The organism is Curtobacterium sp. UNCCL17 (assembly GCF_000686685.1).
Classification (GTDB): domain Bacteria; phylum Actinomycetota; class Actinomycetes; order Actinomycetales; family Microbacteriaceae; genus Curtobacterium; species Curtobacterium flaccumfaciens.
In genome coordinates, this window is the sequence record NZ_JMLI01000022.1 from 13,554 (window position 1) to 26,311 (window position 12,758).

11 protein-coding genes are annotated in these 12,758 nt (G+C 71.7%); 8 read left to right on the forward strand and 3 right to left on the reverse strand.

What is annotated here, in order from left to right:
* Positions 1 to 29 precede the first annotated feature (29 nt).
* Both BR70_RS23835 and BR70_RS23095 read left to right on the forward strand, forming a co-directional pair.
* The gene (locus BR70_RS23835; protein ID WP_155896762.1) at positions 30 to 3,671 is read left to right on the forward strand and encodes a S8 family serine peptidase; all 3,642 of its coding nucleotides are present in this window, start codon (positions 30 to 32) and stop codon (positions 3,669 to 3,671) included.
* A gap of 143 nt (positions 3,672 to 3,814) precedes the next feature.
* Complete coding sequence (locus BR70_RS23095) at positions 3,815 to 3,979, forward strand: hypothetical protein (protein WP_155896763.1); 165 nt, start codon at positions 3,815 to 3,817, stop codon at positions 3,977 to 3,979.
* Between the two features lie 104 nt (positions 3,980 to 4,083).
* Here the strand turns inward: BR70_RS23095 and BR70_RS0103855 are convergent, their stop codons facing one another.
* Positions 4,084 to 4,257, reverse strand: coding sequence for an antitoxin (locus BR70_RS0103855; protein WP_027464997.1), 174 nt, complete (start codon positions 4,255 to 4,257; stop codon positions 4,084 to 4,086).
* A gap of 208 nt (positions 4,258 to 4,465) precedes the next feature.
* Between BR70_RS0103855 and BR70_RS0103860 the strand changes: the two genes are divergently transcribed.
* From BR70_RS0103860 to BR70_RS0103885, 6 genes are all read left to right on the forward strand, one after another.
* On the forward strand, positions 4,466 to 5,800 hold the full coding sequence (locus tag BR70_RS0103860) for an adenylosuccinate synthase (RefSeq protein WP_027464998.1): 1,335 nt from the start codon (positions 4,466 to 4,468) through the stop codon (positions 5,798 to 5,800).
* A 2-nt stretch (positions 5,801 to 5,802) separates the two neighbouring features.
* Positions 5,803 to 6,357: an arsenate reductase/protein-tyrosine-phosphatase family protein gene (locus BR70_RS19385; RefSeq protein WP_231495644.1), complete on the forward strand. Its 555-nt coding sequence runs from the start codon at positions 5,803 to 5,805 to the stop codon at positions 6,355 to 6,357.
* A 291-nt stretch (positions 6,358 to 6,648) separates the two neighbouring features.
* Entirely contained in the window at positions 6,649 to 7,623 is a 975-nt protein-coding gene (locus tag BR70_RS0103870; protein WP_027464999.1) for a CPBP family intramembrane glutamic endopeptidase, read from the forward strand.
* Entirely contained in the window at positions 7,610 to 8,950 is a 1,341-nt protein-coding gene (locus tag BR70_RS19390) for a sensor histidine kinase (RefSeq protein ID WP_051596608.1), read from the forward strand. The genes BR70_RS0103870 and BR70_RS19390 overlap by 14 nt, the downstream gene beginning before the upstream one ends.
* Positions 8,947 to 9,618, forward strand: coding sequence for a response regulator (locus BR70_RS0103880; RefSeq protein ID WP_027465000.1), 672 nt, complete (start codon positions 8,947 to 8,949; stop codon positions 9,616 to 9,618). The genes BR70_RS19390 and BR70_RS0103880 overlap by 4 nt, the downstream gene beginning before the upstream one ends.
* A gap of 72 nt (positions 9,619 to 9,690) precedes the next feature.
* Positions 9,691 to 10,329, forward strand: a complete 639-nt coding sequence (locus BR70_RS0103885) for a TetR/AcrR family transcriptional regulator (protein WP_027465001.1) — start codon at positions 9,691 to 9,693, stop codon at positions 10,327 to 10,329.
* Positions 10,330 to 10,564: 235 nt separating this feature from the next.
* Here the strand turns inward: BR70_RS0103885 and BR70_RS19395 are convergent, their stop codons facing one another.
* Positions 10,565 to 11,848 carry a PP2C family protein-serine/threonine phosphatase gene (locus BR70_RS19395; protein WP_051596609.1) on the reverse strand — a complete coding sequence of 428 codons (1,284 nt, stop codon included), beginning with the start codon at positions 11,846 to 11,848 and terminating at the stop codon, positions 10,565 to 10,567.
* Positions 11,849 to 11,922: 74 nt separating this feature from the next.
* On the reverse strand, positions 11,923 to 12,645 hold the full coding sequence (locus BR70_RS0103895; RefSeq protein ID WP_027465002.1) for a CPBP family intramembrane glutamic endopeptidase: 723 nt from the start codon (positions 12,643 to 12,645) through the stop codon (positions 11,923 to 11,925).
* Positions 12,646 to 12,758: the final 113 nt, after the last annotated feature.

The window sequence follows — 12,758 nt, forward strand, 5'->3', positions numbered from 1 at the left end:
AACCACGGACTGAGCCTGGAGTGCCCTCTTTGAACCGTGCAACACCGATTCCCGACCCGAACCCAACACCCCATCGCTTCACCCGCGTCCTGACCGCCGGCATCGCCGTCGCGGCCCTCGCGTGTGGCGGTCTCGCAGTCGGGGGCGCGGCCTCCGCAGCTCCGGCCGGGATCTCGGTGGCCGACCTCAAGCTCTCCGCCCCGCTCCGTGACGCCAAGCCGACGAAGACCGTCGCCGCGTTCGTGCGCACGACCGGCCAGGGCGCCCTCGAAGTGGACGCCAAGGCGAAGGGCGGGGACCTGACGAAGTCGCGGACCCAGTCCTCCGCAGCCAAGAACCGCGTCGAGGCGATCCAGTCGACCGTCGCCGCGGTGCGGTCGGCCGTCAAGCGCGCCGACGCCCAGGCGGCCGAGCTCTACTCGACCGAGTACACCGTCCCCGGAGTCGCGGTCGTCGCCGACGTCGACGCGTTCCGGCAGATCGCGGAGCGCTCCGACGTCGAGAGCATCATCCCGCTCACGCCGAAGAAGATCGTCGAGCCGACGGTCAACGAGAACGCCGACGCCGCTCCCTCGGGCGTCGACCCGAGCCTGGTGCGCCCCGGTGCCGACGGCGTCACGCCGAAGAACGCCGCGAGCGACGTCTACACGCGCTCGCTCGACGCCTGGCAGCAGACCGGCCACACCGGCAAGGACGTCAACGTCGCCGTCCTCGACACCGGTCTCGACTACACGCAGGCCGACTTCGGCGGCCCCGGCACCACCGAGGCGTACCAGCAGGCCCTGGCCAACGCGAGCGGCGGCGCCCCGGACCCCAGCCTGTACGACGCGTCGAAGTTCCTCGGCGGGTACGACTTCGCCGGTGCGACCTACAACGCCGACCCGACGGACCCGAACACCTACGACCCGGTGCCGGCTCCCGACGACAACCCGATCGACGGCAAGGGCGGCGACCACGGCACCCACGTGTCCGGGTCGATCGCCGGCTACGGCCTGACCGCCGACAAGCAGCGGTTCGACGGCGACTACACCAAGCTCACGACGCAGCAGGTGCAGGACATGTGGATCGGCCCGGGCACCGCGCCCGAGGCCGGCCTGTACGCCCTGAAGGTCTTCGGCGACAACGGCGGCTCGACCGACGTCACCGGTGCCGCGCTCGACTGGGTGGGCCAGGCGCTCACCCAGGGCAAGGACATCAACGTCCTGAACCTGTCGCTCGGCTCCGACTACGGCGCACCGGACGACCCCGACAACGCCAAGATCGACGCACTGACCGCTCGCGGCGTGCTCCCCGTGATCGCCTCGGGCAACGCCGACGACTTCACCGACATCGGTGGTTCGCCGGGCAACGCCGAGGGTGCGCTCACCGTCGCCGCGAGCGCCACCGGCCAGTCGCTCTACGACGGCGTCCAGGTCACCGCGCCGGCCGACGTCGCGAAGACCTACCGCTCGCAGTACTCGTCCAACTTCAAGGGCACCCTGCCCGTCGAGGGCGACGTCGTCGTCCCGACCACGAACATCGACGGCTGCGCAGCGTTCAGCGCCGCTGACGCCGCGGAGATCGCGGGCAAGGTCGTCTGGCTGAAGTGGACGGATGCCGCCCTCGAGTGCGGTTCCGCCGTGCGCTTCAACAACGTCGAGGCTGCCGGTGGCGTCGGTGTCCTGCTGGCGGGCACGCTCGACACGTTCGAATCAGGCATCGGTGGCAACGCGACCATCCCGGGTGCCGAGCTGACCGCGAAGAGTGTGGCGAGCCTCCAGGCCACCGCGAAGGCGGGGACCCTGCACGTGCGCTTCGCGGACGAGCTCAAGGGCTTCGAGGTCGCCATCGAGGCGGATGCCGTGAACACGCTCGCGTCGTTCACCAGCCGTGGCGTGCACGGGTCGTTCGCCGACATCGTCAAGCCGGACATCGCCGGCCCCGGGGTCAACGTGATCTCGGCGGCCAACGGCACCGGTGACGGCCGCATGTCGATGAGCGGCACCTCGATGGCCACGCCGGACGTCGCGGGCATCGCGGCGCTGACGTTCCAGTCGCACCCGACCTGGTCCGCCCCGCAGGTGAAGGCGGCGCTGATGAACACGGCGACGCACGACGTCAAGGACGGCGACGGCACCGCGACCCTGCTCCGCCAGGGCACCGGCCGCGTCGACGCGCTGCAGGCCGTCACGGCGGACACCACGGTCCGCAGCGTCGAGAACGGCCAGCTCGTCACCGCCTCGTTCGGTGTCGTCGAGGTCGCCGAGAAGACCACCGAGACCCGGTCCCTGCTCGTCGAGAACACCAGCTCGACCGCGCACACCTACGACGTGGCCTACCAGCCGCGGGTGTCCCAGCCGGGTGTGGCGTTCTCGCTCAGCACCAAGCGCGTCACGGTCCAGCCGGGCCGGGGTGCCGTCGTGGACCTGACGTTCACGATCGCCGACCCGACGGCCCTCCGCCGGGTCATCGACCCCACCCAGGAGTCGGTCCAGAAGGGGTACCAGCGCGAGTTCGTCGCGGCGGCCACCGGGCTCGTCACCTTCACCCCGACCGACACCACGACCGATCCGCTGCGGGTCGGCACGTACGTCGCGCCGAAGCCCGTGAGCGCCGTCCGCGGCGCGGGCATCACGTACACCGGCTCCCAGAAGACCGCCGACCTGCCGCTTCGTGGCCGGGTGGTCGACCAGGGGACGGCGACGACGGGGTACCACGCGGCGGTCGCGCCGTTCGTGCTCGGCGGGACGGACCCCCAGGAGACGTTCGCGGAGGGGTCGGCGTCGCAGTCGCTCCGGGCAGCGGACGTCCGGGCCTACGGGGCGAGCTTCGACAAGGCCTCCGGCACGCTGGCGTTCGGCATCCAGACCGCGGGACCCGACGCCAACCCCGGCGCCGTGACCAACGTCGAGGTGCTGATCGACACGGACCGCGACGGTGAGCCGGACTACCTGGTCTACGACGCGAAGTCGGCGACCATCGACGCCACCCTCGCCACGACGGTGGACCTCGCGACCGGCAAGACCGTCGACGCGCAGCCCCTCAACGGCGGTGCGCCCGGGCAGGACGTGAACACCTTCGACAGCACGGTGAAGGTGCTGACGGTGGATGCCGCGCTGATCGGTGCGACGTCGACGTTCACGTACTCGGTCCTGACCGAGTCGGCCTACGCTCCGGCCGCGGCCACGAGCGGTTCGTCGATCGTGGACGAGACCACCGCGGTGGCCTTCAACCCGGCGAAGCCGCCCCTGGCCTTCGCACAGGGCTCGTCGACGGGTGTCGTCTTCGCCGACCGGGGCTCGCTCCAGGTCACCCGGTCGCCCGGTGTCGCGAGTGCCCGGGTCCTGCTGCTCCACCTCGGCAACGCGGTCGGCAGCCAGGCACAGAGTGTCGCCGCGACCTGGGTGGCTCCGACCCTGCAGCTCCAGAAGGGCAGCGGGGTGTCGATCGCCGGCACGCCGAAGGTCGGGTCGAAGCTCAAGGCGGGCCACGGCAAGTGGGACGGCACGGGCGTCACCTACTCGTACCGGTGGCTGCGCGACGGCAAGGCCGTGACGAACGCCACGGGTTCGTCGTACACGCTCGGTTCCGCGGACGCGGGGCACCGGATCTCGGTGACGGTCGTCGCGAAGGCGACGGGCTACCAGGACGGCACGGCGACGTCGACGCCGACCGCGAAGGTGGCGCGCTGATCCGCCGTTCGACACGGTGACCAGGAGGTGCCGGGCCCGGATCGGGCTCGGCACCTCTTGTTCGTGCAGGAGTCACGTCTCGCCGGTGCGTGTACAGGACAGGTAGTTAGACAAACTAGTTACGTGGTGCCAGTGTTGCTCCCATGCAGAACACGCTGAACCAGCTCCGGTCCAACCCGGTCGAGTGGCGCCGTCGTGGACTCACTCCGCCGGACGTGATCCAGGCCATGATCGAGCAGCGCCTGGCCGAGCCCGGGCACTCCCAGCCCGTCGGTGACCCGTCGTACCAGGACTTCTTCCGGAGCTGATCCGGGGTCGGCCGGGTGATCCGGGACGCACCGACCGACAGACGGGAGGCGCGGTGCCAGCTGGCACCGCGCCTCCCGTCTGTACGTCGGTGGCGTCTCGGACGTCACTTGCCGATCTTGCCGTCGGCCGCGTCCTCGGCCTTGCCGATCTGGTCGCCGTGCCCGCCGCCGGTCGCCTTGTCGGCCGCGTCACCCGCCTTGTCGAGGCCGGCGTCCGTGGCCTTCTCGCCCTTGTCGCTGTCGGCGAAGTCCTTCGCCTTGTCTCCGATGCTGCTCATGTCGTGCTCCTTCCCTGGTGGATCTGGACGGGTCCGACCGTGCTCCGACCGATCCGGACGGACACCCAGCTGCGCCGGATGTGGACAAGCGGCCCACCGTCCACAGGGCGTCACAGCGGGTGACGCGCAGGTGACCAGCCGATAGACTCGGGTGGACCACCGGCCCGGACGGCCGTGTGCGGTCCTCCGCCAACGTGAGGAGAACCAGATGCCCGCAGCAGTCATCATCGGCGCCCAGTGGGGCGACGAGGGCAAGGGGAAGGCCACCGACCTCCTTGGCTCCCGCATCGACTACGTCGTGAAGTTCAACGGCGGCAACAACGCCGGCCACACCGTCGTCGTCGGCGGCGAGAAGTACGCGCTGCACCTGCTGCCCTCCGGCATCCTGACGCCCGGCGTGACCCCGGTCATCGGCAACGGCGTCGTCGTCGACCTCGAGGTGCTGTTCCAGGAGCTCGACGCCCTGCGCGCCCGCGGCGTCGACGTCTCGAAGCTGCTCGTGTCGGCCAACGCCCACGTCATCACGCACTACCACCGCACCGTCGACAAGGTGACCGAGCGGTTCCTGGGCAAGCGCCAGATCGGCACCACCGGTCGCGGCATCGGCCCGACCTACGCCGACAAGATCAACCGCGTCGGCATCCGGATCCAGGACATCTTCGACGAGAACATCCTGCGCCAGAAGGTCGAGGCAGCGCTCGACCAGAAGAACCACCTGCTGGTCAAGGTCTTCAACCGCCGCGCGATCGACCCCGAAGAAGTCGTCGAGTCGCTGCTCTCGTTCGCCGAGCGCCTGCGCCCGATGGTCGCCGACACCGCCCTCGAGATCCACCGTGCCCTGGAGCGTGGCGAGACCGTCCTGTTCGAAGCCGGCCAGGCCACGATGCTCGACGTCGACCACGGCACGTACCCGTTCGTCACCTCGTCGTCCGCGACCGCCGGTGGCGCCGCGACCGGTTCCGGCATCGGCCCGGGCAAGCTCGAGCGGATCATCGGCATCGTCAAGGCGTACACGACCCGCGTCGGCGCCGGTCCGTTCCCGACCGAGCTGTTCGACGAGTCGGGCGAGTTCCTGCGCGCCAACGGCTTCGAGTTCGGCACCACCACCGGCCGCCCGCGCCGCTGTGGCTGGTACGACGCCCCGATCGCCCGCTACACGGCACGCATCAACGGCGTGACCGACTTCGTGCTCACCAAGCTCGACGTCCTGACCGGGCTCGAGACGATCCCCGTGTGCGTCGCGTACGAGGTCGACGGCGTCCGTGTCGACGAGGTCCCGGTCAACCAGTCCGACTTCCACCACGCGAAGCCGGTGTACCAGGAGTTCCCCGGCTGGACCGAGGACATCACCGGAGCCCGCACCTTCGACGACCTGCCGAAGAACGCACAGGACTACGTCCTGGCGATCGAGGCGATGTCCGGCGCACGGATCTCCGCGATCGGTGTCGGACCCGGCCGTGACGCCATCGTCGTGCGGCACGACCTGCTCGGCGACGACGAGCGTGCCGACCAGCGCGCCGGCGAACGCACCGACGCAGCGTGACGATGCGGATCCTGTTCGTCTGCAGCGGCAACATCTGCCGGTCCCCGCTCGGCGCGCAGGTCCTGACGGCACGGCTCGGCCCGGGCGCTCCGGCGTTCGTGGTCGAGTCGGCCGGTACCATCGCCGACGACGGCGCCCCGATGGACGCCGCCGCGGCCGAGCAGTCCGTGCGGCTCGGCGGCGACCCCTCGGCCCACCGGTCGCGGTACCTGACGGCCGAGATCGTCGAGCGGGCCGACCTGGTGCTGACCGCTGAGCGGTCGCACCGTGCAGCCGCCGTCTCCCTGGCGCCCCGGGCGTCCAAGCGGACCTTCACGATCAAGCAGTTCGCGCGGGTGCTCGCCGGCCTCGAGCCCGGTGACTTGGCCGACGTGACGACCCCGCAGCTCGTGGAACGCGTCGCCCGGCTGCGCGGCACCGTCCCGCCGCCCGCCGACCCGGCCGACGACGACGTGGACGACCCCTACCGTCGCTCGACGGCGACCCACCAGCGCGTCGCTGACGAGCTCGACGTGGCGCTGACGGGCATCGCGGACGCGTTGCGCGCCGTGGTCTGACCACTGACGGACGCCAGGCCCGGTGTCACCTGGCACCGGGCCTGGCGTCCGTCCGGGCGCGAGTGCGCCGCTCGGGACGCCGGTGTCTTCCCCCGACGCCGCCGAGCGCATGAGACGCCTCCGAATACTGCGGCGTCTCGAGCACGACGGGGCGTTGAGCGATGACGACGGCGTGTTCATCACCCAGGCGAAACCAGGGCCCGAACGGCTCTTGCATCCTTCGATGGAACTCCCGCAGGTGCATCCCGAAGCCGGTCGTCCCCGAGCGCGCTGGTTCCTAGCGTCGTGTACATGACGAACACCACCGAAGTCCGGCCCGCCGCCGGCACCGCAGCCCGCGACCGAGGGGGTGTCCGCGGCCTCATCGCCCGGCACCCGCTCGTGTCCTTCTTCACCATGGCACTCGGCCTGAGCTGGCTCGCGTGGGTGCCGTACATCCTGTCGCCGCACGGCATGGGCGTGTGGGACATCCACTTCCCCGAGGTCCTGGGCAGCGCTCAGTTCACGGGCGTCCTGCCCGGGGCGCTCCTCGGCCCGCTGGGCAGCGCGTTCATCGTCACCGCGGTCGCCGACGGTCGCGCGGGCCTCCGCCGCTGGGTCGGACGGCTGTTCCGCTGGCGGGTCGCCTGGTACTGGTACGCGCTGGCGCTCGTCGTCGTGCCGGCCCTGATCGTCGTGTCCGCGCTGCCGTTCGCCGGTGGTGACGTGCGGGCCCCCTCGGCCCTGGCCTTCGCCATGCTCGTGCCCGGGCTGGTCATCCAGCTGTTCTCGACCGGCCTGAGCGAGGAGCCCGGCTGGCGCGACTTCGCCCTGCCCCGCCTGCAGCACCGCTTCGGGGGCCTGGGTGCCGCCGCGATCCTCGGCCCGATCTGGGCGCTCTGGCACATGCCGCTGTACTTCAGCGACTGGGGCGGCTGGCCGAACGCGCACTGGAGCGAGCCCGTCGTGTTCGCCCTGTTCACCATCACCTTCAACGTCGTGATGATCCAGGTCTTCAACAAGACCCGCGAGAGCCTGCCCCTGGCCCTGCTGCTGCACGTCGGCGTGAACAACACGATCTCGACGCTCTTCCCCGAGATGTACCCGAGCATGACCGCCGGCACGCTGATGATCGGCCTGACCATCATGTCGACGATCGCCGCCGCGGTGCTCCTCGTCGCGACCCGTGGCCGCCTGGGCTACGACCCCGCCCGACGCGCCCTGCCCCTCGACGCACCGGTCCCCACCCACGCCCGCCTCGTAGGATCCAACGATGGCACCCGCTGAGCACGACGCGCTGCGCGCACCGGCTGAGCCGGCAGCACGGCGCGCCCGCCGCGTCGACGTCGTCGTCGCCCTCGGCTCGGCCGTCGTCGCCCTCGGGCTGCTGCTCGGTCTGCCGCCCCTGGACGCCCTCGAGCCCGACGGTGCCGCCCTGGCGCTGCGGGCGCCCGCACCGTTCACCCTGGCGTGGAGCATCCTGGCCGGCGGCCTGGTGGTGCAGTCGGCCGCCCTGCTCGCCGCCCGTCGGGCACCGCGCACCGTGCTGATCGTGGTCGCCGCCCTACCGGTGGTGGTCGCGGCGCTCGCCCCGGAGTCGTTCGACGTGTTCGGCCTCACCGCACTGCCCGTGGTCGTCGCCGTCGTCCTCGCCGCACTCCGTGTCCCGCTGGCCCGCCTGTGGCCGACGCTCCTGGTCGCCGGGGCGCTCGTCGCCGCCGGCAGCGCGGTGTTGTCCGCCGTCGCCGGTGGCGCGTTCCGCGGGGACTTCTCGACGGGCCTGGCCGGGTCGCTCGGGCAGGGCGTGCTGCAGGCGATCGGTGCCGTCGGCCTGCCCCTGCTGGTCACCCTGCTGGTGCAGTCCCGCCGCGAGGTCCGCGTCGCCCGCACCGCCGAGGCCAGCGCCGTGAACCGTGAGCAGGACGCCCTGGTCGACGCCGCGGTGTCCCGCGAACGCGCCGCGATGGCCCGTGAGCTCCACGACATCGCCGCGCACCACCTGTCCGGCATCGCGCTGATGGCCGCCGTCATCGACCGGCAGATCGACGCGGACCCGGAGCGTGCCCACGAGGGCGCCCGCCAGGTACGGGAGCAGAGCACCGCCGTGCTCGAGGACCTCCGCCGCCTGGTCGGCCTGCTCCGCGACGACGCTCCAGCCGAGCGCGCCGTCGAGACGGTCGCCGGCATCGTCGACCTGGCCGAACGCGCGCGGTTCCGCAGTGACGTCCGGCTCGACGTGCTGCCGGGTGACCACCCGCTGGCCGACGGCGTCGGCCCGCTCGCGCAGCTCGCCGCCTACCGCACCGTCCAGGAGGCACTCGCCAACGCCGCCCTGCACGCCCCGTCCGCCCCGTGCACCGTCACCATCGACGACCGTGACGCGACCCGGGTGGTGATCCGGGTGGAGAACGCACCCGCCACCGTCCCGGCAGCGGGGACCTCTCCCTCGGGCGGCAACGGCCTGCGGGGGATGCGCGAGCGGGCGGACCTGGTCGGGGCGCGCCTCCAGACCGGCCCGACCGCGACCGGCGGATGGCTGGTGGAGCTGGCGCTCGGCCGGGAGGCACCTGCCGCACCCGCGCAGGCCGCCGACGGCACCGGGGTGGTCGCGTGATCCGCGTGCTGGTCGCGGACGACCAGCCACTGGTCCGCGCCGGGGTGTCCGCGCTCCTCGGCGCGGAGCCGGACATCGAGGTGGTCGGCGTGGCCGCCGACGGTGGCGAGGCGCTCGCGCTGGCGCGCGAGACGCGACCCGACGTCGCCTGCCTGGACATCCGGATGCCGGTGATGAACGGCATCGAACTCGCCCGGATCTTCTGTGCGCCGGACGCCGATCCGGCGATCCCCGCGCTCATGCTGACGACGTTCGACCTGGACGACTACGTGTTCGGGGCGCTCGAGGCCGGTGCCTCCGGGTTCCTGCTCAAGGACGCCGAGCCGGACACCATCGTCGAGGCCGTGCGACAGGTCGCCGCCGGCAACGGCACGCTCGACCAGGCACTGACCCGACGGGTGCTGCGGGAGTTCGTGTCACGGCGGAGCCTGCAACCGGTGTCCGGCGACCGGGCCGACGGCGTGCTGACCGCCCGCGAGCGCGAGGTGCTCCTGTTGCTGGCGCAGGGGATGTCGAACGAGGAGATCGCGGCCGCCCTGGTGCTCGAGGTGTCGACCGTCAAGTCGCACCTGGCGCGGATGCTGCCGAAGCTCGGGGTGCGGTCGCGGCTGCAGGCCGTGGTGTGGGCGTACCAGAACCGGATCGTGACAGTGCCGGACCAGCCGTAGGGCCTGTCCGGGGAACGCGCGTTCCCGTTCGGGGGACTGTGCACGGTCGCTCCGGGCTGGTGCAGTGTATGCATGCACATCGAAACGCCGCCGGTCACCACCTCCGACGACACCGCCCTGCGGGGTGAGGTCATCCACGGGATGATCACGGCGTTGCGTTCCCGTCCGCTGCACGAGGTGACTCCCGAGGTCGTCGCGGCTGCGGCCGGTGTGGACACCGACGTCGTCGGCCGCACGTTCCCGAGCTGGGACGGCCTGCTGCTCGCCACCATCGACCGGTGGAACGAGGAGCGCACCGTCCCGCTCATGCCCCTGGCCGAGCAGCACGGCACCATCCGGTTCCTGCGTGCGATCGTCACCGCGAACGTGGCCGACCCGTCGCTCATGCGGTTCCTGACGGCGACGCTGAACATCGCGGCGTCGCCCGAGCACCCGCTCGCACCGATGCTGCACGTGCGGTGGCGACGGTTCCACGCCTTCGTGCAGCACGCCCTGGAGCGCGACGTCCTGCTCGGCCGTGAGCCGGGCACGATGGAGCCGGCGCGCGGTTCGGAGCAGCTGCTCGCGACCTACGAGGGGCTGCAGCTGCAGTCCATGGTGCGGCCGGAGATGGACCTGCTCGAGGCCTTCGACCGCGCCGTGACCCGCCTGCGCGAGGGCTGGTCCCGCGCGTACGTGCCGCCCCTCTGGGACCTCGACCGGGTCGCTTGACCCTCCGGGTGGCCCGTCGGGCCGCCCCCACAGACCGAGGACGCTAGGGCGTCCGAGGGCAGACGCTCACCGTCTGCACGCGTCGCCGCACGATTCGGGTTCGAGCGGCGGCGCGTACCAATCCCGGCAGGCCGGCGTTCGTTCAGCGCCGCCGGTCGCCGTGCGCTCGTTCCGAGCCGTCGGTCGCCGTGCGCTCGTTCCACGCCGTCAGTCGCCGTGCACTCGTTCTGCGCCGTCAGTCGGCGTGCATCGCGAGCGGTCGCTCCGTGTCCACCTCGACGGGCTGCCGGCGGATCGCGATCACCGTGACGTCGTCGTCGTGCGGCACCTCGTCGGCGCGGGCCGACAGCGCGAGGACGACCGCGTGCGGGTCGCGGCCGGCGCGGGCGATGGCGGCGACGGACTCGATCGTGTCGTCGAGGTCGTCGTACAGGTCGAGCACGCCGTCGCTGAACGAGACGAGCAGGTCACCCGGTTCGAGGGCGCCCTGGGTCGTCGCCCACTCCTCGCGGATGCCGAGCCCGAGCGGCATGTCGCCCGACCGGAGCCGGTCGACGTGCCCGTCGGCGCGCAGGACGAAGCTCAGCCCGTGCCCGGCGTCCGCCCACTGGAGGGCGCCGTCGTCGGAGATCCGGGCGTGGAACAGCGTGGTGAAGGCGAGGTCGGGCCCGACACCTTCGGCGGTCAGCCCGTCGGAGGCCCGCTTCAGCGCCTCGCCGGGGTCCTCGACGGTCCGGGCGCTGCGCAGGGTCGCGCGCACCGCGGCCGCGATCAGCCCCGCGCCGACGCCCTTGCCCATGACGTCGCCGAGGCTCACCGCCACCCCGGTCGGCGTCGGGTACCAGTCGAAGAAGTCGCCACCGACGCTCCGGGCCGGCAGGCAGGCACCGGCGACGACGACGTCCTCGGTGATGCGGCCGGTCGTCGTCGGGAGCAGGGATCGTTGCACCGCCGCTGCCCGGTCGATCTCGGCGCGGACCTTGCCCTCACGTGCCTCGGCCGACCGCAGGTTCAGGCGCGAGCGACGGGAGAGCTCGTGCACGACGACGGCGACGGTGCCGAAGACGACGACGAGGATGCCCAGGCGGACGAGTTCACTCGCGCCGGGCGCGTCGGACGGGGTCAGGACGTAGGGCGCGAGGATCACGAGCACGATGCCCGCGATCGCGAAGAGCACGGTGCGACGGTTCTCGAGCGACGCCCACCAGACCACCGGGAGCACCACGATCGCGGTGAACAGCGAGGAGCCGGAGCCCGTCCCGGTACGCAGCAGTGCGATCGTCAGGAAGTCGACGGTGAGCAGGACCGGCACCACCCAGGCCGCGCTGCGCACGAGCGTGGGGATCGCGCTCATCAGCGTCGCGACCACCACGCCGACCACGCTCGCGACGAACAGGTGGTGCTGGGTGATCGCCAGCGTCGGCATCACGACGCTCAGGAACGCCGACAGCGCCAACAGGCCGCTGATCGGAGCCTGACGGACGAGAGGGTTGTCGACGATGCTGGTTGGGCGAGTCATGCTCAGTGCAGGTTAGTGGTCCTGGCTGCCGAACGACCGCCCCTGACCCCATCTGGGGACGCAGCGCTGGCCGCTCAGCGCGGCCAGGTGGCGACGACCGCGACCGCGTTGAACAGCACGTGCGCCAGGATCGCGCCGCCGATGCGGTCGGTCATCGCGACGAGCGTGCCGGTGAGCAGCCCCAACACGAACGTCGTCAGGAAGACCTCGAAACCCGCGACCGACGATGCCGGGCTCCCGATCACCACGTGCATGACGGCGAAGGCCAACGCCGTCACCACGACGGCGAGGAACCGTGTCCGCGGGGTCAGCTCGGCTGCCAGGCGACGCTGCAGCAGCCCTCGGAACACGATCTCCTCGAGCACCGGACTCACCAGGCACACCCCGATCGCCGAGACCACGAGCAGCACGGTGTCAGGCGTTCCGAGAGTCAGCTGCGGGGCCAGCCCCGTCGCCCCGAAGAACGCGATCGACAGCGCAGCATCGAGGCCTCGGCAGATGATCACGATGCCGACCGCGGCGATCGCATCCGCCCAGCCCAGGCCGAGTCGGCGGACGAGCGCGGCGGGCGAGGACCGGCGGACGATCCACCCGACGGCCAGCCCGAGCGGCACCCAGACGGCCAGGTCGGCCAGGAGCACCTGCACCAGCGGAGACGGAACACCCCCAATCCGGGCGACGCTCGCCACCAACCTGGAGAGCACGGCTGCGACCACGAGCCCGAGGACGACGACCTGGATGTCCCGAACGGCTGGGGACGTGCGCGTGGCTGCCGGTGCGTCCTGTTCGGGGTGCATGTCGACACCGTACGGGACTGAGAACGAGACTCGACGTCGGACGACCCCGAGCGAGACTCATCCATGTGGCACTATTTCCTTGCCGAACGTCGGGACGATCCCGTTCGACCTGT